The sequence below is a fragment of the Nonomuraea composti genome (genome assembly GCF_012034275.1).
Taxonomy (GTDB): Bacteria; Actinomycetota; Actinomycetes; order Streptosporangiales; family Streptosporangiaceae; genus Nonomuraea; species Nonomuraea composti.
This window is the reverse complement of the sequence record NZ_JAATEP010000025.1, coordinates 134,227-154,609: the sequence shown is the minus strand read 5'-3', so window position 1 is coordinate 154,609 and position 20,383 is coordinate 134,227. Positions and strand designations below refer to the sequence as shown.

18 protein-coding genes are annotated in these 20,383 nt (G+C 72.1%); 10 read left to right on the top strand and 8 right to left on the bottom strand.

All coding sequences use genetic code 11. The annotated features are described in order from the left end of the window. Positions 1–114 precede the first annotated feature (114 nt). On the top strand, positions 115–996 hold the full coding sequence (locus HCN51_RS31480; RefSeq protein WP_168014361.1) for an NmrA family NAD(P)-binding protein: 882 nt from the start codon (positions 115–117) through the stop codon (positions 994–996). Positions 997–1,130: 134 nt separating this feature from the next. Here HCN51_RS31480 and HCN51_RS31475 read toward each other — a convergent pair whose 3' ends face one another. The 3 genes from HCN51_RS31475 to HCN51_RS31465 form a co-directional block, all read right to left on the bottom strand. Beyond that, the gene (locus HCN51_RS31475) at positions 1,131–3,743 is read right to left on the bottom strand and encodes an NB-ARC domain-containing protein (protein ID WP_168014359.1); all 2,613 of its coding nucleotides are present in this window, start codon (positions 3,741–3,743) and stop codon (positions 1,131–1,133) included. Beyond that, entirely contained in the window at positions 3,740–5,944 is a 2,205-nt protein-coding gene (locus HCN51_RS31470; protein ID WP_168014357.1) for an AAA family ATPase, read from the bottom strand. Before HCN51_RS31470 ends, HCN51_RS31475 begins: the two co-directional genes overlap by 4 nt. Before the next feature lie 627 nt (positions 5,945–6,571). Then, positions 6,572–7,588 carry a substrate-binding domain-containing protein gene (locus HCN51_RS31465; RefSeq protein WP_168014355.1) on the bottom strand — a complete coding sequence of 339 codons (1,017 nt, stop codon included), beginning with the start codon at positions 7,586–7,588 and terminating at the stop codon, positions 6,572–6,574. 231 nt (positions 7,589–7,819) lie between these two features. Here HCN51_RS31465 and HCN51_RS31460 point away from each other — a divergent pair, with 231 nt between their 5' ends. Genes HCN51_RS31460 through HCN51_RS31445 form a run of 4 tightly spaced genes read left to right on the top strand, consistent with a single transcriptional unit; the run spans position 7,820 to position 12,624 of the window. Then, positions 7,820–9,091 (top strand): sugar ABC transporter substrate-binding protein, encoded by a 1,272-nt coding sequence (locus tag HCN51_RS31460; protein WP_168014353.1) that lies wholly within the window; start codon positions 7,820–7,822, stop codon positions 9,089–9,091. A gap of 4 nt (positions 9,092–9,095) precedes the next feature. Continuing rightward, positions 9,096–10,127, top strand: a complete 1,032-nt coding sequence (locus HCN51_RS31455) for a carbohydrate ABC transporter permease (RefSeq protein WP_168014351.1) — start codon at positions 9,096–9,098, stop codon at positions 10,125–10,127. Then, complete coding sequence (locus HCN51_RS31450) at positions 10,124–10,930, top strand: carbohydrate ABC transporter permease (RefSeq protein ID WP_080039864.1); 807 nt, start codon at positions 10,124–10,126, stop codon at positions 10,928–10,930. Before HCN51_RS31455 ends, HCN51_RS31450 begins: the two co-directional genes overlap by 4 nt. A 17-nt stretch (positions 10,931–10,947) precedes the next feature. Continuing rightward, the gene (locus tag HCN51_RS31445; RefSeq protein WP_168014349.1) at positions 10,948–12,624 is read left to right on the top strand and encodes an amylo-alpha-1,6-glucosidase; all 1,677 of its coding nucleotides are present in this window, start codon (positions 10,948–10,950) and stop codon (positions 12,622–12,624) included. On the opposite strand, the gene HCN51_RS31440 is transcribed toward HCN51_RS31445, so the two are convergent. Then, positions 12,593–14,422, bottom strand: a complete 1,830-nt coding sequence (locus HCN51_RS31440) for an RICIN domain-containing protein (protein ID WP_168014347.1) — start codon at positions 14,420–14,422, stop codon at positions 12,593–12,595. The genes HCN51_RS31445 and HCN51_RS31440 overlap by 32 nt on opposite strands. Before the next feature lie 211 nt (positions 14,423–14,633). Between HCN51_RS31440 and HCN51_RS31435 the strand changes: the two genes are divergently transcribed. The 3 genes from HCN51_RS31435 to HCN51_RS31425 all read left to right on the top strand — a co-directional run bounded on the left by HCN51_RS31435 (position 14,634) and on the right by HCN51_RS31425 (position 15,823). Further along, complete coding sequence (locus HCN51_RS31435; protein WP_168014345.1) at positions 14,634–14,888, top strand: hypothetical protein; 255 nt, start codon at positions 14,634–14,636, stop codon at positions 14,886–14,888. 290 nt (positions 14,889–15,178) lie between these two features. After that, positions 15,179–15,370 carry a hypothetical protein gene (locus tag HCN51_RS58300; protein ID WP_206068112.1) on the top strand — a complete coding sequence of 64 codons (192 nt, stop codon included), beginning with the start codon at positions 15,179–15,181 and terminating at the stop codon, positions 15,368–15,370. A 129-nt stretch (positions 15,371–15,499) separates the two neighbouring features. Beyond that, positions 15,500–15,823 carry a maleylpyruvate isomerase N-terminal domain-containing protein gene (locus tag HCN51_RS31425; RefSeq protein WP_168014343.1) on the top strand — a complete coding sequence of 108 codons (324 nt, stop codon included), beginning with the start codon at positions 15,500–15,502 and terminating at the stop codon, positions 15,821–15,823. Here HCN51_RS31425 and HCN51_RS31420 read toward each other — a convergent pair whose 3' ends face one another. Together HCN51_RS31420 and HCN51_RS31415 are read right to left on the bottom strand one after the other, a co-directional pair. Next, positions 15,824–16,477 carry a hypothetical protein gene (locus tag HCN51_RS31420; protein WP_168014341.1) on the bottom strand — a complete coding sequence of 218 codons (654 nt, stop codon included), beginning with the start codon at positions 16,475–16,477 and terminating at the stop codon, positions 15,824–15,826. A gap of 90 nt (positions 16,478–16,567) precedes the next feature. Next, positions 16,568–17,152 carry a TetR family transcriptional regulator gene (locus HCN51_RS31415; RefSeq protein ID WP_168014339.1) on the bottom strand — a complete coding sequence of 195 codons (585 nt, stop codon included), beginning with the start codon at positions 17,150–17,152 and terminating at the stop codon, positions 16,568–16,570. A gap of 86 nt (positions 17,153–17,238) precedes the next feature. Here HCN51_RS31415 and HCN51_RS31410 point away from each other — a divergent pair, with 86 nt between their 5' ends. Beyond that, on the top strand, positions 17,239–17,682 hold the full coding sequence (locus tag HCN51_RS31410; protein WP_346433860.1) for a hypothetical protein: 444 nt from the start codon (positions 17,239–17,241) through the stop codon (positions 17,680–17,682). A gap of 4 nt (positions 17,683–17,686) precedes the next feature. Here the strand turns inward: HCN51_RS31410 and HCN51_RS31405 are convergent, their stop codons facing one another. Then, positions 17,687–18,034: a VOC family protein gene (locus HCN51_RS31405; protein WP_168014335.1), complete on the bottom strand. Its 348-nt coding sequence runs from the start codon at positions 18,032–18,034 to the stop codon at positions 17,687–17,689. 84 nt (positions 18,035–18,118) lie between these two features. After that, on the bottom strand, positions 18,119–18,907 hold the full coding sequence (locus HCN51_RS31400) for a helix-turn-helix domain-containing protein (RefSeq protein WP_346433859.1): 789 nt from the start codon (positions 18,905–18,907) through the stop codon (positions 18,119–18,121). 180 nt (positions 18,908–19,087) lie between these two features. Here HCN51_RS31400 and HCN51_RS31395 point away from each other — a divergent pair, with 180 nt between their 5' ends. Continuing rightward, a complete protein-coding gene (locus tag HCN51_RS31395; RefSeq protein ID WP_428981557.1) occupies positions 19,088–20,296 on the top strand; it encodes an ROK family protein in 1,209 nt (402 codons plus the stop codon). Positions 20,297–20,383 lie beyond the last annotated feature (87 nt).

The following is a 20,383-nucleotide window of genomic DNA, read 5'->3' as shown; positions in this document are numbered from 1 at the left end:
CCTCACAACCGCCTGACCGGCCGGCACTCGGCCGCCTGACCGGCCGGCACTCGGCCGGCGCCCGGCCGGTCGTCGACGCCGTCCATCGCACACGCATCTCTTGCGAGGAACACCATGATCGTCGTCTCATTCGCCACCAGCGACACCGGCTCCGCCGTCGCCGACGCGCTGCTCGCCACCGGTGAACAGGTCCGGGTGCTGGGCCGCAGCCGCGACCGCCTCCAGCGGTACGTGGAGCGCGGCGCCGAAGCGGTGGAAGCCCGCACCGACGACCCCGGCAGCCTGCGTGCCGCCTTCGCCGGCGCCCGCGCCGCCTTCGTCATGATCGCGCCAGGGATCATTCCCGGCAGCACCGACTTCCCCGCCTACCAGCGGCGGGTGATCGACGCCTTCCGGCAGGCGCTGGACGGGCTCGGCGACCGCACCCGGATCGTCAGCCTGAGTGGCTGGGCCGCCAACCATGACGGGGCCTGCGGCCCGGTGTGGGGGCTGCGCCCGCTGGAGGAGGCGCTGGACACCCTGGCCGGCGCGGAGGTGACCCACCTGCGTCCCGGCTGGTTCATGGAGAACGCCCTGCCGATGATCGACGAGGTACGCGCCACCGGCACCGCCCACGGGCTCATCCCCGCGGACCTGCCCCTGCCCGCCATCGCCACGGCCGACATCGGCGCCGTGGCCGCCGACCTGCTCACCGGCCGGCGCGAGGCGGGCGCCCGTACCCTCGAACTGCAGGGCCCCCGGGACGTCACCCTCACCGAGATCACCGCCGCGATCGGCCGGGCCCTCGGCCGGCCGGAGGCCCGCTACGAGCAGATCGACGCCGCCACCATGAGGGAGCGCCTGCTGGCCGCCGGCTTCTCCCCGCACATGGCCGACGGCACCACCGCCATGACCCTCGACGTCGCCGAACGCAGGATCACCATGCTCCAGCCGCGTACCGCGGAGACCGCGACCCCCACCACCTTCGAGGAGTTCCTCGCCCGCGTCCTCGACTGACCGGCGAGCGATCGGGGCGGACGCCGGCTGAAGGGCCGTCCGGCGCGCGTCAGCGGAGTACGACCCACAGCGATTTCAGAAGCTGCGGGCAGTGCTCGCGTGTTCCCCGTTTGGCGCTCGGGCGGGGTGCTGCGCTACCGCTGAGTTCTGCGGTCCTCCTCCTCGGCCCCGAGCACGCAGAGCCGTTCCCTGGTCTGCCGCAACCACTGTCTGTCGCCGCACGCGGAGAACAGGGCGGCGGCCTGCCACAGGTGCGCCTCGCCGGTCGCGGGCTGCCCCAGGGCGCGTTCGGCCTCGGCGAGGCCCACCCGGACGCAGGCGCCGTACCAGAAGTCCCCGGCCGTCGTGTACTGCAGCAGGGCCAGCTCGTAGCCGCGCCGGGCCTCGTCCGGCCTGCTCATGCGCATGGACAGGTCGGCCGCCGCGCGCTGCAGGGCGGCGCTGAGGGGCAGGCCCTCGTCGCGGGTCCGCAGCAGGCTCCGGGCCCGGTCGATCTCCTGCGCGCTGCCCGGCAGATTGCCGCGTTCCATCAGCAGCCGGGCGAGCAGGAGACGCGCCCTGGCCTGGCCGGGTACGTTGCCCATGGCCTCGAACGCCAGCCGGGCCTGGCAGACGTCCGCCATGGCCGATTCCGGTGAGGGGCCCTCGCCGCCGTGGTCCAGGCGGAGCCGGACGCGTTCGCAGGCCAGGCGCGCTTCCCAGGCCAGATCGCCGACGACGAACCGGCCCGCTCTCTCCAGCGACTGCGTCATCCCGGTCAGGTCGTTGCGTCTGGCGGCGATACGTCCGTTCAGTAGCGAAATGAGCGCGGAAAGGTAGGTGTCGTGCCCTTTGCGCACTGGCTCGCCCTCCGTCGGCCCGTCATCGCGCCACGACTCAGGATCCAGCGTGGCGTCGTTCTCGGTCAGGGTCGCGCGGACCGCGCGCTCCAGCATCATGGCGCTGGTGGACTGCACGGCCCGCAACGCGTCCCGCAGCGCCTCGCCGGCCTCGTTGTAGCGGCCGATCTCCTGGAGCGAGCGGCCCTTCAGCAACAGCGCCTCGGCGGAGATCCGCGGCGGGGCCGGCTGCTTGGTGAGCGCCTCGTGCTCCGCCAGCATGCGGATGTGGTCCTCGACGGCCACGGCATGGTGCATGAGTGCCAGCCGGAGCTCGAGCGTCTCGTCGGGAAGAGCGGCCGCGACGGCCTGCTCCACGTGCCCCGCGAAGTCGTCCAGGTTGACCGGGATGCCCATGACGCCGCCCAGCCGGATCAGCAACTGCCGGCTCGCCTCCGGATAGCGGGTACGGGCGAAGACGGCGGCGCTGAGCAGGTTCTCGTGTTCGGCCCGCCGCCAATGCTCCTGGTCGTCGCGGACGATCTCGAGCCAGGCGTCGCGCCGCGGGACCCAGGCGGGCGGGACCTCGGGCCGGGGGACGGGCGGGCCCTGCCCGCCGTCCATGACCTCGCACGACATGGCGAGCACCGTACGCAGGAAACAGTCTCTGACGTCGTCCTGAGTGGTCGTGGCGAGCAGCCCGCCCGGACGGATGGCCGCCAGCCGCAGCTGGTCGGCCAGCAGGCGGGCCAGCGGCGAGAAGCGGTAGCGGGGGAATCGGTAGCGCGCGGAGTCCGGGCCTTCGACCGGGAGCAGCAGGCCGGCCACGCTCAGGGCCGCGATGATGTTGCCCGCCTCGTCCGTGGTGACCTCCCGGCCGATGGCGCCGAACAGCGGTTGCAGCACCCACGGCACGAACGTGGTCGTCTTCACCATGGAGAGCAGCATGAACGCCTGCTGGACGGGCTCGTCCAGCCGGCTCAGCTCCATGGAGTAGCCCTCGGTGACGTCGCGATGGTAGTTCTTCAGCCGCTCCAGCCGGTCTTCTGGGCGTCTGAGCTGCTCACACACGCGGCGCAGCCCGATGTCGGTACGCGCCGCGTCACCCGAGGCACGCAGCGCCCGTGGCAGCCGCTCGCACAGTTCGACCACCTCGGCGGCGCAGCCGGCGTCCTCGGGATTGTCGGGCTCGGCGTAGGCCCGCAGGATCTCGATCGCGTCGGCGGCGGTCGGCGGCATGAGGTGCAAGGGGCGGTGCGCGAGTTGCGGGCCGAGGTTGCTCCGGCTGGTGACCACGACCGCGCACTGGCCGGAGTTCGGCAGCAGGGCCTTGACCTGGTCGGCGTCGCGTGCCGCGTCCAGCACGATGAGGATCCGGCGCCTGGCCGTCATGGCGAGGAAGAGGTCCTGCAGCGCCTTCAGCGTCAGCTGGGCGGCCTTCTCCTCGGACTCGCCGAGCTTGACGACGAACGTCTTGAGGATCACCTGCGGCTCGCGCGGGTCCGCCGCACGGCCGAGGTTGCTGTAGAGCTGGCCGTCCGGATACTGGTCGCGCAACTGGTGGGCCAGCTCGTTCGCCAGCTCGCTCTTCCCCACCCCCGGCCCGCCGTGGATGAGCAGCATCTTGGGGTTGCCCTGGGAGACGCCGGACTGCTCGCGGTGCCGCTGGTGCAGCCAGTCGAGCTCCTCGGCGCGGCCCCGGAACTTCATCAGCCGCTGCGGCAGCATGGCGGGGCGGCGAATCCGCCCCCAGCGTTGCCAGGTGAGGGTGAACGCCATCCCGGCCGCCGCGAACACCACACACGCGGCCCAGAGCGGCATCTTCCAGTGTTCCGGCACCCCCACGTCGAGCGCGGCCGCCGCGCCGGCGGTCGCGCCGGCCAGCAGGCATGCCACCGCTGGTTTGAGATGCCGGATCCGGCCGATCATGTCGCGGGGGCGGGCCCGTTGGAGACGAGCGCGCGGCGGCGCCGGCCGCGGGCCAGGGCGGCGGCCACCTCCATCTCCTCCGCCGCGGCCCGGCGCATCCCCTCGGTGTCGCCGAGTCGCTGGAACGCGTCCTTGGCTGCGGCGACCAGGCGCGGCGCCTCCTGCTCATGGCCGATGCGGCGGTAGATCCGGGCGAGTTCGAGCGAGGCGTCGGCCTCCACCCAGGCATCGCCGCACACCGCGAAGGCCGCGACGGCCTCCTGCAGCCAGATCGCCGCCTCCGCCGGATCGTTGCGCCCGAGCGCCGCCATCCCGAGAAGGTGGCGGCACAGCGCGGCGCCGTAGCGGCTGTGCATCGCCTGGAAGGCGCTCACGCCTGCCTGCGCGTGCTCGGTCGCCTTCCGGTGGTTGCCCGCCACGTACGCGTTGCGTGCCAGAGCATGGTCGATCCAGGCGTTCTGGAGCAGCCCGACCCGCTCTGTCTTGCGGGCCTCGACCAGCGCCCGCTCCGCCGGGCCGTAATGCCCGGCGCTCGTCTCCACGTTGCTCCGCGCCCAGGCGAGCCGGATCCGCAGTTCGCTCGCGCCGGCCTCCCGCTCCACCTGCTCGGCGGCCGCCCTGAGATGCTCGCGGGCGGCCCGCAGGTCATGGCGCAGGCCCTCCAGGACGGCGTACTCCGTGTGGATCCGCACCGACTCATAGCCCTCGCCCGCTTCGGCCGCGTTGCGCAGCGCTTCGTCGAAGTGGTGCGCGGCCTGGTCGAACTGCTGCAGCCGGCGGGCGTTGCGGCCACGGCAGCGCAGTGCGCGCGCCGTACTGCCCGGGTCGCCGCACTCGACGGCGAGGCCGGCGATCTTCTCCGCCTCGGCCATGTCGCCGAGTTCGGTGTAGATCTCGCTCAACGCGGCGTACGCCGTCGCCTTCAGCACCCTCTTCTCCCGGTCGGCGGCGATCTGCGCCGCGTCCTTGGCGGTGTTGATCGCCGAGGTGAGCTGGCCGGCCTGGAGCTGGGTGTACACGTCGACGCGGATCTGCCGGATGATGTCGCGGTCGATCCGCTCCTGGCGGGCGATGGCGAGCTGCGTGCTGCGCCGGCTGCGCAGTTGCGGGTCGTCGAGCGGGGCGAGCCGCCGCGCATATTCCAGTACGGGCTCGACCACCCGGAAATACGGCAGGCCGGAAATGGCCGAGCCGCGGCGCTCCAGTAAACCGGCGCCGGCCAGCCGCACGGCGAGATGATTACCCCGTTCGGGATCTATTCCGGCCGCCGCGGCGAGCTCCCAGGGCTGGAACTCGATGGTGTCGATGGCGGCCAGCGAGCGCAGCGCGTTCTTCTCCTCCTCGGTGAGAAAGACATAAACGGCGTCGTACGGGCTGGCCGCGGCATGGCGTCGCTCTCTTTGCCGGGCGAATTCCTGCAATCGCCGCCGGGCCTCGTCGATGCGCCAATTCGTCCGGGTGGCCAGCGCCGAGGCCGCCAGGGAAAGCGCCAGCGGCACGGAATGGCATTCCGAGATCAGGAATGTCCAGTCCTCGTCGCTGGTCCGCTCCTCGCCGAGGACGTCCTTCAGCAGCTTCAGCGCGTCACTCGCGGGCAGCGGGCCGAGCGGGATCCGGGTGTCGAACCGGACGCCGCTCACCTCGCCGCGCGAGGTGACGATCAACAGGCAGTTGGGGCCCGCGGGCACCAGTTTGTGGATGTCCATGCCCTCGGGAACGTCGTCGACCACCACCAGGACCCGCCGCCTCCTGGTGAGGTTGACGTATCTGCGCAGCAGGGTGGCCGGTGAGTTCGGCACGCTCTCGTCGCCTCGCTGGAGCCCTCGGACGAAGTCGCCCAGCGCGTCGGCGATCTGCAGGCCCGGCGGGCGCAGGGGGTTGAGCACGGTGAAGAGCTGGCCGTCGGTGAAACGGGCCGCCACCTGGTGCGCGACGGTCAGCGCGAGGGCGCTCTTTCCTATTCCGGCTTCCCCTTTTATCAGAATAGAGCGAGCGTTGTTCTCGATATGTGTGGTGAGGAACCGGAGTTCCTCTTCACGGCCGGCGAGAAAGGGGGGTGCGACCGGCAGGCTGGTGGGCACCAAGAACGTCGGCCGGCGTTTGGCCCGGCTTGCGAAGCGCCACGCGATGGCGAGAGAGCTGGGGATCAATGAAAGGGCCAGAGCGGTCACTAAGCCCGCAATCCACACATCATCGGTCATGGCCCCTCCCTACCGACTGTAAGAGTAGAGTGACAGACAGACTTCGATTTGTCAGCACATCATGAATGGCGAGCTTCATACCGGTGCGGCACGGGCAGGGGTGTGGAGATGGGGGCGGGAAAGGACCACTTCGCCGCGCTGATCGCCCGGCTGTCCCTGCTCCGCGCTGCAGGAGCAACGCCGGCGTGCTGCCGACCAGGCCGAGACGCTCCGGTCTGCCGCAGTCGCCGCCCTACGACCCCCGCGAGCACGATCAGTACCTGCGGCATGTCGTGCTGCAAGCCGCGACGGGCGCCAGTGGGATCGCGGTCCTGCCGGCCGGGCTCGACGGCGTCCCAGGTGATGGGCGTGCGGCGGCGGATGCCGTCGGAGGACTGCGCCTGCGCGACTTGTGGCAGGCCCGGACCGGACGACGTCCGCGTGTAGAGCACCGCCCTGGCCGGCGACCGGACGAATGGGTGGTCGCCATTCCTGGTCGAATCGATTCGACCAGGATCATGAGCGTCGCGCCCGGTGGTGGTCAAGCGTGGTGCGGAAGGAGCCGGCCAGACGCGGGGACGTGCTGGCCGGTCGGGATGCGTGGCGGGACGGTCAGATGCGGCGGGACGGTCAGATGCGGCGGGACGGTCAGGGGCGGGGGCGGGCTGGGCCGGTGGTGCTGCGGAGGGAGACCGGTGGGGCGAGCAGGAGGTGGCGGTGCGGGGTGGCGGGGTCGGCGATGCGCTGGATGAGCAGCTCCACCGCGCGGGCCCCCATCTCGTCGGCCGGGACGTCGGCGGCGGTGAGCGGCGGGTGCACGCTCTCCGCCCAGTGCCGCGCCGCCACCCCCGCGATGGAGAAGTCGCGCGGCACGCTCAGCCCCGCCTCGGCCAGGCCCCGGTAGAGGCCGGCGACGGCGGCCTCGTTGATGGTGGCGATCGCGGTCAGCTCGGGGTGCGCGGCGAGGAGCTGCTGGAGGCAGGTCTGCCCGGCCTGGACGTCGTCGGCGCAGCAGACCCGCACGCCGTGCAGGCCGCGCTCGGCCACGGCGCGGTCGAAGCCGGCCTGCGCGCGGTGGCCGGGCCCGTAGCCGGCGGCGACCAGCTCGGCGCTGCGGTTGACCAGCGCCACGTGCCGGTGGCCGAGGTCGGCCAGGTGGTGCACGCACTTGGCGATGAGCGTGTCGTAGTCGACGTCCACCCAGGACATCTCCTCCGGGTGGCGGGTGTGGCCGATGCCGACGAACGGCACGCCGCTGTCGAGCAGCCGGGCGACCCGGTCGTCCTCCAGCCGGATCTCCATCAGGATGACGCCGTCCACGCGCCGGCCGCTGACCACGCGTTCGAAGGAGCGGTCGTGCTCGCCGCCCGAGGGTGACAGCAGGACGTCGAGGTCGGCGCGGGCGGCGGCGTCGACCACGCTGGCCACGAAGCCGAGCTGCATGTCGGTCAGGCGCTGCCCGGCGGGCGGTATGACCAGGCCGATCGTGCGGGTGCGGCCCTCCTTCAGCGCCCTGGCCGAGGCGTTGGGCCGGTAGCCCAGCTCGTCGATGACCGCCTGGATGCGGCGCCTGGTCTCCTCCGACACCGGGCGCTTGCCGGTGAGCGCGTAGGAGACCGTGCTGCGTGACACGCCCGCCCGCTTGGCGATCTCTCCGATGTTCACCGTGCTCCTCGTCCGAACCTGCCGGTCGCGGACCATCGTATGTCGAACCGGTTCTGGCGGCGGCACCCAGGTGCGTGAGGTGCGTTCTCACGCAACGGCTCCGCATCCTTGCCCGCGCACGCATTGACGCGGGCGGGGGAGCGGGCCTATGTTCAGGCGAATCGATTCGACGAATCGATTCGACATCACCTCGAAACGGCCGCGTAACGCCTGTCAGCGGAGGTCAGCTCAATGAGATCAGCGGCAAGGAGCCGGCGTACGGCCGGCGCGAGCCTGGCGGTGGTGGCCGCCATGGGCGGGCTGGTCGCCTGCTCGTCCACGCCCGGCGGCGGCGACGGCGCGGGCACCACGGGCGCCGGGCAGAGCGCGGGCGGCGGCACCTACACGATCTGGGACCCGTACCCGCAGTACGACAAGACCTCGGAGTGGGTGAAGCTGCTGGAGAAGTGCGGCACCGGCGCCGGCGTCAAGGTCGAGCGCACCGGCTACGACACCAGCGACCTGACCAACAAGGCCCTGCTGGCCGCCCAGCAGGGCAACTCCCCGGACGTGCTGATCGTCGACAACCCGGTGGTCTCCACCCTGGCCGAGGCCGGCGTGCTGACCACCACCGAGGAGAACAAGCTCGACGTGTCGGCCATCGCGCCGAACCTGCTGGCCGCGGGGCAGAGCGGCGGCAAGACCTACGGCGTCCCGATCGGCGCCAACACCCTGGCCCTGTACTACAACAAGGACGTCCTGAAGGCGGCCGGGGTGGACATCGCCTCCGTCAAGGACTGGGCGTCGCTGACCGCCGCGCTGGAGAAGGTGAAGGCGAAGGGGAAGAAGGGCATCACGTTCTCCGCGATCGGCACCGAGGAGGGCAGCTTCCAGTTCCTGCCCTGGTTCTGGGGCTCCGGCGCGAGCCTGACCAAGCTCGACTCCCCCGAGGGCGTCTCCGCGGTGACGCTGTGGAGCGACTGGCTGAAGAAGGGGTACGCCCCCAACTCGGTCATCGGCAACACCCAGACCACGAGCTGGCAGGAGTTCGCCACCGGCGACTACGCCTTCGCCGAGAACGGCACCTGGCAGCTCGCCAACGCCAAGAAGGCCGGCTTCCCGTACGGGATCATCCCCATCCCGGGAAAGACGGGCGGCACCGCGCCCGCGCCGACCGGCGGCGAGTTCGTCAGCATCCCCGTGCAGGCCGACACCGGCCGCTACGCCACCTCCCAGAAGCTGGTGACCTGCCTGACCAGCACCGACAACTCGCTCACCACCACCACGACCCTGTCCTACGTCGCCCCGACGGAGGCGGTGCAGGCCAAGCAGGTGGCGGCCACGCCCGACCTCAAGGTGTGGGTGGACGCGGTCAAGGCGGCCAAGGGCCGCACCAGCGACGACCTCGGCACCAGGTATCCGAAGATCTCCGAGCCGATGTGGGGCGCGGTGCAGGCCGTCCTGAGCGGATCGAAGTCGCCGCAGGAAGCGATGACGGCGGCGCAGACCGCCGCGGCCCAGTGACGGCATGAGCGACACCATCCGAACGGCGGCGCCTGCCCCGGCCGCCCGCGCCCGATCCGCCCGCGCCCGATCCGCCCGCGCCCGATCCGGCCGCATCCGATCCGGCCGCATCCGATCCGGCCGCATCCGATCCGGCCGTGTCCGATCCGGCGGCGCGCGGTCCGGGCAGTGGGCGGCGTGGGCGTTCCTCGCCCCCGTCGTCCTCTACCTGCTGCTCTTCTACGCCTACCCCCTGTTCCGCAACGTCGAGCTGAGCCTGCGCACCTACACCGTGCGCTCCTTCGTGCAGGGCGGCGCGCCCTTCGCCGGGTTCGGCAACTACGCCAAGGTGTTCGGCGACGCCACCTTCGGGCCCGCGCTGTGGCACACCGTGGTCTTCACGCTGGTGTCGCTGGTCTTCCAGTTCGGCATCGGGCTGGCGCTGGCGTTGTTCTTCGTCCGGCACTTCCCGCTGTCGGCCACGTTGCGGGCGCTGTTCCTGGTGCCGTGGCTGCTGCCGCTGATCGTGTCGGCCTCGACCTGGTCGTGGATGCTCAACAGCGACTCCGGGGTGGTCAACGCGGCGCTGTCGTGGGTCGGGCTCGGGCCGGTGAACTGGCTGACCTCGCCGGACTGGGCGCTGTGGTCGGTGATCATCGCCAACATCTGGATCGGCGTCCCGTTCAACCTCGTGGTGCTGTACTCCGGCCTGCAGGCGATCCCCGCGGTCGTGTACGAGGCCGCCGCGCTGGACGGGGCCAACGGCCGGCAGCGGTTCTGGCGCATCACCTTCCCGCTGCTGCGGCCGGTGTCGGCGATCACGCTGCTGCTCGGCCTGGTCTACACGCTGAAGGTGTTCGACATCATCTGGATCATGACCAAGGGCGGGCCGAGCGGCGCGTCCACCACGTTCGCCACCTGGTCCTACCGGCTCGGCTTCGGCAACCTCGTGCCGTCCTTCGGGCCGGGCGCCGCCGTCGGCAACCTGCTCATCGTGATGGCGCTGGCCTTCGGGCTCGTCTACATCCGCGTGCAGCGCAGGCAGGCCCTGGCATGAGGCGCTGGAAGAGCGTGGTGGGCGTCGTCCTGACCGCCGTGATGTTGTTCCCGGTCTACTGGATGATCAACGTGTCGTTCACCCGCGACACCGACATGCGCAAGTCGCCGCCGAACTGGTTCCCGATCGACGGCACCCTGGACGGCTACCGGGCGGTGCTCGACCAGCAGCTTCCCTACCTCGGGGTGAGCCTGGTCGTCGGGCTGGGCACGGTGGCGCTGACCCTGCTCGTCGCGGCGCCGGCGGCGTACTCGCTGGCCAAGCTGCGCCCGCGCGGCGGCGGGGCGCTGAGCTTCGTGCTGCTCGTGGCGCAGATGATCCCGGGGATCATCATGGCGATGGGGTTCTACGCCATCTTCCTCAACACCGGCCTGCTCAACACCGTGCCCGGCCTCATCGTCGCCGACTCCACCCTCGCCGTGCCGTTCGCGGTGCTCATCCTGGCCACGTTCATGTCGGGCATCCCCGAGGAGCTGCTGCAGGCCGCCCGCACCGACGGCGCCGGGGTCGTGCGGACGTTCCTGTCGATCGTGCTGCCCGTCTCCCGCAACTCGATCATCACGGTGTCGCTGTTCGCGTTCCTGTGGGCGTGGTCGGACTTCGTCTTCGCCTCCACCCTCGACCAGGGCGGCGACCACCAGCCCATCACCCTCGGCATCTACCACTACATCGGCAACAACAACCAGGAGTGGAACGCGATCATGGCCACCGCCGTGATCGCCTCCGTCCCCGCCACCGTCCTGCTGGTGATCGCCCAGCGTTACGTCGCCGCCGGCGTCACCGCCGGGGCCGTCAAAGATTGAGAAGGGACCCTCATTTCATGACCGCCGCCGCCTCCGGCCCGGTGTTCTCCCTGCGGGACATCCCGTTCAGCCATCGCGGATCATGGTTCGGCTTCTCGCCCGTCGTGGCGCAGCACACCTACGCCGAGGACGTGCACCTGGTCTCCCACCAGACCGGCATGCACCCGATCCTGAAGCTGATCCCCACGGCGCCCGCCGCGATCACCGCCACCCCGCACCGGCTCACCTGGGCCGGCGAGCACGGCCGGATCGAGCTGGCCTACGAGAGCACCGACACCGTGCGCGTGCGCGGCCGCGGCCTCGGGCTGCGCCTGCTGGCCGCCGACCCGGTGCTCACGCCGTTCAGCGGGCCGTACCTCTACCAGGACCCCGTGGACGGCTCGTGCGTCTTCACCGTCTACCAGACCGGGCGCCGCTACCGCGTCACCCTCCTGTCCGGGCAGGCCGAGCAGCTCGGCACGCAGGCCCTGGCCACCGCCGAACGCGGCCTCGTCCTCGACGGCGACTGGGAGCTGGCCATCGAGGAGTACGAGACCGCGCGCGTCCCCTACACCGGCACCGGCCCCTTCGAGCAGGTGGTCAAGGCCGCGCGGGCGGACTTCGACGCGTTCGTCGCCGCGGTCGCGCCCTGGCGCACCGAGCGCACGCCCGCCGCCGAGCTGGCCGCCTACGTGCTGTGGTCGGCCACCGTGCGGCCGGCCGGTTTCGTCACCCGCCCCGCCGTGCTGATGTCGAAGCACTGGATGGACAAGGTGTGGAGCTGGGACCACTGCTTCAACGCCCTCGCGCTCGCCGACGGGCTGCCCGAGCTGGCGTGGGACCAGTACCGGCTGCCGTTCGACCACCAGGACGCCGCCGGCGCGCTGCCCGACTCCGTCACCCACTCCGAGATCCTCTACAACTTCGTCAAACCGCCCATCCACGGCTGGGCCCTGGGCCGCCTGCCCGCCGGGCCCGACGTCTACGAGCCGCTGGCCCGCTGGACCACGTTCTGGCTGGAGGCCCGCCGCGCCCCCGGCCGCGAGCTGCCGCACTACCAGCACGGCAACGACAGCGGCTGGGACAACGCCACCACCTTCGACCCCGAGCGCGTCGTCGAGACCGCCGACCTGGCCGCCTTCCTCGTCCTCCAGCTGCGCGAGCTGTCCCGGCTCGCGCCGGACGCCGGGTGGGGCGAGCAGGCCGACCGGATGCGCGACGCGCTGCTCGCCGAGCTGTGGGACGGCGAGCGGTTCGTCGCCCGCGGCGCGCTCACCGGCCGCACCTGGGGCAGCTCCAGCCTGCTCGACCTCATGCCCATCGTGCTGGGGGAGGAGCTGCCCGAACCGGTCCGGGCGGCGCTGGCCGCCCGGATCGAGCGGCACCTGACCGCGTTCGGGCTGGCGACCGAGCTGCCCGGCTCGCCGCACTACCAGGACGACGGGTACTGGCGCGGCCCGATCTGGGCGCCCTCGACCGTCCTGATCGAGGACGGGCTGCGCCGCGCCGGCTACCCGGCCCTGGCCGACGAGATCAGCGCCCGATTCCGCGCTTTGTGCGAAAAATCGGGATTCGCCGAGAACTTCGACGCGCAGACGGGGGAGGGGCTGCGCGACCGCGCCTACACCTGGACGGCCAGCGCCTACCTCATCCTCGCCGCCGCCCACGAACGGCGCGCCGCCGTCAGCGGCCCCACAGCCGCCACGTCTGGTTGAGCGGGCTCGCCTGGCCGGCCGGGTTGCACGTCCACTGATGGACGGGGGCGCGGGGCGCGGTGGAGACGGTGCTCACGTCGACGCACTTGCCGCTGTGCCGGGCGACGAGCTGGTAGTCGTGGGGGTCGTTGCCGCCGTAGGTGACCTTGCGCAGGGTGAACTGCTGGTTCTGCGCCCCGTCGGCGCAGGACCGCTGGCTGATCGGCGCGCCGTCGGCCGTGGAGCTCCCGCCCACCTCAAGGCACTTGCCGCTCTGCTGGTTGACCAGGGTGAACGTGTTGGCCACCCCCGCGACCGGGCGGAAGTTCCACAGCTGCTGGTCGCCGCCCTCGCAGGAGTACTGCTGCTGCACGTTCCCGTCGGCGGTGCTCAGGCCCGTGTTGTCCAGGCACTGCTGGGAGTGCTGGGCGACGGCGACCGACTGGAAGCCGCCCTCGGAGGGCGGCAGCAGGGTGATGGTGAACGTCTCGTCGGCGTTGGTGTGCGGCAGGTTCAGCGTGACGCCATCACCCGACAGCGTCAGGACCGTGTTCTGCACGGTGACCGGCCCCTGCACCGCGCCGCCGCCGTTGTACGGGATGCGCTGCACGACCGCCCGGACCTGGTTGTTCTGCACGATGCCGCTCGTGGCGCCGAGCCGCCGCAGGGCGACGGCGACGTTGCCGGTCGTCCCGCCGCCGCCCACCAGGACCTTGGCGGTCCCGGCCGTCTTGGTGGCGAACGCGTCGTAGGCCGGGCTCGGCGTCACCGACACGATCTGACCGGTCTGGGAGGCGTAGAAGCGGTAGGCCCACCACTCGCCCTTGGGCAGGTGCTGGCCGGCGCTGTTGCGGACGAGCAGGTTCGCCAGATCGTTGTGCAGGTTGCCGGCGCTCGCCCAGTTCGCGCGCAGCCCGTCGGCGCCGGCCCGCTCCAGGCGGGCGATGTACCAGGCGCCGTCACCCGGGTTCTGCTCGTTCGTGGCGCCGTACTCGTTGATCTGGTACGGGCGCGGGTGCGCGATGCCGCGCGAGCCGAGCGTGGTGTCGGCGGCGGCCACGTTGGCCACCGGGTCGCCGGGCAGCGAGTGCCAGCTCACGATGTCGGGGACCACGTTGTTCGCGCGGACGAAGTCGAGGTAGGCGTTCCAGAAGGCGTGCGTGGTGGAGGGCACGCAGGCGCAGCTCGGGCCGACGATCAGGTGGCTCGGGAACGCGGCGCGGATGCGCTGGTAGCTGCGCCGCCACAGCTCGAAGTACTGGGACTGCGGGCGGTTCCAGAACAGGGAGAGGTTCGGCTCGTTCCAGATGTCCCACTGCACGGTGATGCCGGCCGCGCGCACGTCGTTGATCAGCCGGGTGAGGAAGGCGTCGTAGTCGGACCAGTCGCCGTTGTCGCCGGGGAAGCGCGAGATGGGGTAGCCGTCGGCGCCCCACAGGTCGTGCGGCAGGATGACGAACTGGCCGCCGAGCGCGATCGTCCGGCGGGCCTGGGCCAGCGTCGCGTTCCACCTGCGGTCGTAGCTTCCGGCCACCCAGCCGCCGGGCGAGCCGAGCTGGGCGCCGCCGGCTCGCATGTAACGGAACTTCACGTCGCGGAAGAAGTGGTCCGCGGGTGCCGCCGCGTTCTCCGTCATGCCGTAGATCCAGCCGGACGCGCGGTAGGTCGGCGCGCCGCCGGCCACGGAGAAGTCGACGCTGATGGCCTCGTCGGCGGCCCGCGCCGGGGCGGGGGCGGCCGGGAGGAGGACGGCGATGAGGGCCGCGGCCACGGCTTGCGGCAGGCGGCGGCTGAGGGGCGGTCGTCGGGTGTTCGTCATCGTGCGTGGCTCCTTCGGGGGAGTCGCAGCCCTTGCTGAATCGATTCCGTACTTGGGCGCGCAGTCACGGCCCGGTGTCGGAAAGGGCGCTGCTAAGAGGGGGTGCGGAGCTTAGCGAATCGATTCGATCGGATCGTAGATCTCTCCCCGAAGGCTGTCAACGGCCCGTCATCCGCCCGATCGCCGGGGAAGCGCGAGCATCACGAACGCCGTGACCCGGTACAGCACGGCAGAGGCGAGCAGGACGACGGCGAGCGCGCGACCGTGGCCGGCCTCCACCGTCGCCAGGTTCGCCCCCGGCGGATCGACCGTCGAGCAGGTCACCCCGGCCACCTGCCGGCTCACGCTCGGCGCGTGGTCGTGGCCGGGCCCGGCCGGGCTCCGCCAGGCCCTGCACGCCCTGCGCACCCGCATCACCACAGCCCTGCGCCACTCCCACCGGCTTGACGGACGATCACAAGAGTGATGGGATCCGTCGTCAGCGTCGCGGTGCACCCGGCAAGCAGGCCGCCGAGGGCATGGAGGCGCCGAAACCTGGGACATCCATGGGCACTCCCACCCCCGCCGACCGCCTCACCGCGTTCGGCAACCAATTGATCACCGTGCACGCCTGGCTGCGCGAAGAGCTCGCCACCCTCCGCGACGACGCCTACGCCTACCTGACGACCCGTTCGGCGCGAGCCCCCGACCTGTCGGCCCACTGCCCGGTGTTCTGCTCGGATCGTCAGCGACACCCTGCGCAGGCTGCAGCGCCTCGTGGACGGCCTCGGCGACGCCCAGAACCGGAATGTGCAAGGCGAGCTGGACGGATTGGCGGCGCTCGTGGAATCCCACTTCACCTACGAGGAACGGAAGATCGCCGCGGCCCTGAACGCGCTGGACGTCCCCGAGTGGAGCGACGCACCGCCCGCCTTCCTGCTCACCGCGGACGCTCTTCCCGAAGAGTGAGATGACATTCTCAATGCTTGGACTCCTCGCCAGGTTTCCAGGTCGAGTCGAGCGATCGGGAGGAGCTTGCCAAGGAGGCGAATCGGGGTGGGATGCATCGATCGTGACCTATGGCCTTGACATGTCCGGGTGGAGCCGGGCCGGGCGCTGGACGATCTGGGGGCCGAAGGGGACGAGCTCGACGCCCTGGTGGTGGCGCGGCTCCGGGACGTACCGGCTGATCAGGCGTTCCCGTGGTACGGCTTGGAGGCGGACGCGGCGCTCATGGCGCCGCTGCGGCTGATGGAGACGTGGGCGCACGGGCAGGACGGTGTCGCCGCGCAACGCGTACAGGGCAGCGCGCTCGACTTCTGCCTGCGGGTCACCCGGCGCAGGTCCCTGGCCGAGACCGGCGTCACGGCGGTCGGCCAGGACGCGCGGACGTGGCTCGACGTCGCGCGCGTCTTCCTCTGATCAGCCGCCCGGCCGGCCAGGCGCCCCGGGCCCGTCCGGGCCGGGGGTGACAGGGCGGGGGCTGAAGTGGCGGAGGGCGGCGTCGAGCCGGCCCGGCGTCGTGTTCAGCTCGTCGAGGCGGCACAGGCCGATCGTGTCGGTGGCCTTGTCGCGCCACGGCGAGCGCGCGGCGGTCCAGGACAGCCGCTGCCCCTCGAACGGGTCGGCGCCCGTGAAGTCGAACACCGGGCGCAGGACCAACGTGGCGTGCGCCTTGCGCCCGACGCCCGGGACGATCGCGACCGAGGCGATGCGCGGCCAGGCGAAACGCACATGACGCAGGCCGCGGGCGAGCTCGACGCCCTCGGCCGAGATCCGCAGATAACGCGGCCTGACCAGCTCGAACGCGAACATCCACGCGGCGTGCGCGGCGAGCAGCAGGGCGACGACGGCCAGGCCGATCACCACGTACGCGACGGCTCCCAGCACGGCCGACCCGCCGCTCTCCTGCGGGGTCGTGACGAACCAGGGCCGGGCCAGGAACCAGATCACGAGCGCCAGGCAGATCCCCAGGCCCCACAGGAGCCAGCTCGCCCTGCCCTGGCGGGCGACGCTGCCGGCCTTGATCCGGACGACGAACGCGCCGCCGGGCGGAGGCTGCGGTTGCTCACCCATCACACGCCGACGATACGCCGCACCGGCGGCCCCGCGCCATCGCCCGGGCGGGCCTCGCGCCGGCGGCCTCGCGCCATCGCGCCCGCCGGGTCAGCTCCCGGTGGCGGGCCGGGGGCGGTCGAGCAGCAGGTCGGCGGCGTGGGTGAGGACCTGGGCGCGGGTGCGCCCGGCGTGGTCGGCGGCCAGGAAGTGCGCGCCGATCGCCGCGCAGAACGCCAGCACGCTACGGGCCTCGACCTCGTCGGGGTCGGCGCAGAACGTACCGATCATCTCGCGCAGCAGGGCCATGCGCCGGTTGTCGACCCGCCGCAGCCGCTCGGCGACCGCCTCGTCGCGCCTGGCCCAGCCGCGTACCGCGAGGTCGATGGGCAGCAGGCGGTCGCTGGAGAAGGTCAGCATGCCCGCCCGCTGGATCTTGGCCTTCGGGTCGCCGCCCTCGCGTTCGACGCGCTCGATCACCTCGTCGATGCTCTCCCGCTCCCAGGTGTCCAGCATCGCGGTCAGCAGGGCGTCGCGGTCGGCGAAATATCCGTAGAAACCGCCTTTCGTGACGCCGAGCCGCTTGGCCAGCGCCTCGACGCGCACGGCGTCCGGGCCTCCGGCGGCCAGGGCCTGCAGCCCGGCCTCGATCCACTTGTCGCGTGGTGTCCGGATCGCGCCCACGATGTGTCCCACCTCACCCTGTCCACCGTCTATACGGCACCGTATAACTGGGGCTAACCTCGATGTATACGGTAGCGTATAGACGAACGGAGACCAGCGTGACGACCATTCCCGCCGCCGTCCGCGAGCTCAGCCCGCTGTCCGGCTACACCGACCACTTCACCCTCGCCACCGACGTCCGGGCCACGCCCGAGCAGTGGGCCCGCGCGATGTTCGGCGACGTGCCCAACGCCTCGGAGCGGCTGATCTGGAGCGGCTTCCTCGGCCTGCGCCTCAGCGCGCAGCCGTCGCCGGACACCGTGGCCGGCTGGCGCATCGCCGAACGCGGGCCCGACTGGATCCGCATGGAGGCCGCGTCCTCGTTCCTGACCGCCCACATCGTGGTGCGCGCCACCGAAGGACAGGTGGCGGCCGCCACCTTCCTCCGGTACGACCGGCCACGGGGACGCGTGGTGTGGACGGCGCTGTCACCGATCCACCGCGCGCTGGTGCCCTGGATCCTGCGCAAGGGCGCCTCCGTACGCGCGCAGGCTCACGGCTGAGCGCTCACCGATGGCTCAGCACGTTCACCACCCGGCCGTTGGGATCGCGCACGAAGAACCGGCGCACCCCCCACTCCTCGTCCCGCAACGTGTGCACGATCTCCGCGCCGCTCGCCTGCACGGCCGCATAGGCAGCGTCCACGTCGTCCACCTCGACGCTCAGGTCGGGCACGACCGGCGCGCTCCGGTCCTGGCTGATGAACGTGACCTGCGCGCTCGGGGTGGTGGGGGAGGCGAGCGTCATGACCCAGCCGAGGTTCATGACCTCCTCGAATCCCAGCAGGGCGTAGAAGTCCCGGCTCTCCTCCATGGCCTCGGAACGGATGTCGGGCATGACGCGGCGGACGGACATGAGCGGTCCTCCTGGTAGACGAAAGCAACGTGGGGCCCCATCGTCTCCAGGGGCGCCGCGGCCGAGCTTGAAGATTTGGGACCTTTACCCGGCCATACCCTCCGCGCGCAGCCACGCGGCCGGCGTACATCCCGCCATGGCCCGCCACTCCCGCGTGAGATGCGCCTGATCGGCGAACCCCGCCCCCGCCGCGACCGCCGCCAGGCTGACCGCCCCCGCACGGGCACCCGCCACCAGGTCACCCCGCGCGGCCTCGAACCGGAGCAGCCGCTGGTACTCCTTCGCCGTCACCCCGCACGCGGCCCGGACCGTACGGCTCAGATAACGCCTGGACCACCCCAGAGCCCGCGCCGCCTCCTCCACCCTGGCCGTCGCCGACAACGCCGCCAGCACGGCGCCGAGCGCGGGCCCACCGGCGCGCTCCTCGTTCCGGACCAGCCCGGCCAGCAGCGCGTTCTCGACGAGAGCCCGCCGCTGCGGCCAGGACCCGCAGCCCGCCAGCCGCTCCGGCAGCTCCGCCATCGCCGGCGCCACGTCCGCCAGCTCGACGACGTCCCCCGCCAGCTCCGACGCCGGAACCCCCAGCAACGCGACCGCCCCCAGCGGGCTGAGCGTCACCCACACCCCTCGCGCGCCGCCCCGCTGCCTCAGCTCGGCCGCCCCCAGATGCAGCCCGGCCACCGCCGCCTGAAACCGCCGCCCCGACCCCGGCCGCCCGAGCCACCCGATCTCCACGGCCCCCGACCGCGGGATCGTGATCGACAACGTGGACGAGGGCAGCCCCCGATGAACGGCCACCGGCCCTAGCTCGTAGTCACTCGACCTCACGACGAACGGCGCCAGCGCCGCGGCCCGCTGTTGCCCCTCAGCCACGACAGCCATCACCCCCAGCAAGAGGACATCATGGTAGCCGCCCGGCCATCCAGGTCCCCGTTGCCGGCGACCGGATCCCCCACACGAGGCGAGCCGGCGGCCCACGTCATGCGGACCGCGGGTGCAGGTACCGTCCTGGACGTTGTGGTCAGCAGGGCGGCAAGCTCTAAGCTGGCGGGGGTGACGGGAGCGGCGGCGGGCGTGCGGACGCAGGAGCAGGTGCGGCAGCGGAACCTGAGCGAGGTGCTGCGGTGCGTCCACAAGGAAGGGGCGGTGTCGCGGGCGGTGCTCAGCCGCCGGATGGGCCTCAACCGGAGCACGATCATGGATCTCACCGGCGAGCTCATCGCGGCCGGGCTCGTCCGGGAAGGTGTTCCCACCGGGCAGGGGCGGGCGGGGCGGCCGTCCATCGTGGTCATGCCCGAGCAGGAGAAGGTGTACGGGCTCGCCTTCGACGTCGCCGTGGATCGGTTGCTCGCGGCGCGGGTCGGGCTGGGCGGGCGGGTGCTCGACCGGCGTGCGGCCGTGCGGACGCGGGCGGGGGTCGATCTGGAGGACGTCGTCGGCGTTCTGGCGGCCTTCGGGCGGGAGCTGGTCGCCGGGGCGGACGGGTTGTGCGTGGGGGTCGGCGCGTCGTACTGCGGGTTGATCAAGCGTGCGGACGGGACGGTCCGGTACGGGCCGCACCTCGGCTGGGAGGACCAGGCGTTCGGGCCGGAGCTCGCCGCCGGGCTGGGTCTCGGGCTGCCCGTCGAGGTGGGCAACGAGGCGCATCTGGGCGCGGTCGCCGAGCACGTACGGGGTGCCGGGCGGGATGTGGACAACCTCATCTACCTGCACGGGGACGTCGGCGTCGGTGGGGGGATCATCGTCGGCGGGAAGCTCCTCGACGGCGACGCGGGCTACGGGTGCGAGCTCGGGCACATGCTGGTCAACCCGTTCGAGGGGAGGCCGTGCCTGTGCGGGTCGCGCGGCTGCCTGGAGGCCGAGGTGGGGGAGGAGGCGCTGCTCGACTACGCCGGACGCTCGAACGGCCTCATCGGACGCGACGGCATCCGGGCCGTCGTCGCCCTCGCCGCGGCCGGTGACGCCCGGGCGCGGGACGCCCTCGACCGGGTCGGCGACTGGCTCGGCGTCGGCGTCGTCAACCTCATCAACCTGTTCAACCCGGCGCTCGTGGTCTTCGGCGGGATGCTCAGCGACGTCTACCCGGCGGCCGCGGCCCGCGTCCGCGCGCGGATCGACGCGCACGTGCTGCCGGTGTCACGCGAACGCGTCCGCCTGGCGGTGACGGCCCTGGGCGAGGACACCACGCTCGCCGGTGCCGCCGAGCTGGCCTTCGCCGGCCTCCTGGACAACCCGCTCCACACGCTGGCCGCCCTGCGGTGATCGCGCGGGCACCCGGCCATGCCGTCCCGCTCAGGCTCGCGCGCCGCCGATGCCGGTACGTCGAGAACGAACGCTCGCCCGGCGGGC

Excerpts from the sequence above, each read along its gene's own strand:
- HCN51_RS31440 (WP_168014347.1), bottom strand. The coding sequence starts at position 14,422 with ATGACGAACACCCGACGACCGCCCCTCAGCCGCCGCCTGCCGCAAGCC.
- HCN51_RS31450 (WP_080039864.1), top strand. The coding sequence starts at position 10,124 with ATGAGGCGCTGGAAGAGCGTGGTGGGCGTCGTCCTGACCGCCGTGATG.
- HCN51_RS31445 (WP_168014349.1), top strand. The coding sequence starts at position 10,948 with ATGACCGCCGCCGCCTCCGGCCCGGTGTTCTCCCTGCGGGACATCCCG.
- HCN51_RS31420 (WP_168014341.1), bottom strand. The coding sequence starts at position 16,477 with ATGGGTGAGCAACCGCAGCCTCCGCCCGGCGGCGCGTTCGTCGTCCGG.
- HCN51_RS31475 (WP_168014359.1), bottom strand. The coding sequence starts at position 3,743 with ATGATCGGCCGGATCCGGCATCTCAAACCAGCGGTGGCATGCCTGCTG.
- HCN51_RS31460 (WP_168014353.1), top strand. The coding sequence starts at position 7,820 with ATGAGATCAGCGGCAAGGAGCCGGCGTACGGCCGGCGCGAGCCTGGCG.
- HCN51_RS31455 (WP_168014351.1), top strand. The coding sequence starts at position 9,096 with ATGAGCGACACCATCCGAACGGCGGCGCCTGCCCCGGCCGCCCGCGCC.
- HCN51_RS31470 (WP_168014357.1), bottom strand. The coding sequence starts at position 5,944 with ATGACCGATGATGTGTGGATTGCGGGCTTAGTGACCGCTCTGGCCCTT.
- HCN51_RS31480 (WP_168014361.1), top strand. The coding sequence starts at position 115 with ATGATCGTCGTCTCATTCGCCACCAGCGACACCGGCTCCGCCGTCGCC.
- HCN51_RS31405 (WP_168014335.1), bottom strand. The coding sequence starts at position 18,034 with ATGTCCGTCCGCCGCGTCATGCCCGACATCCGTTCCGAGGCCATGGAG.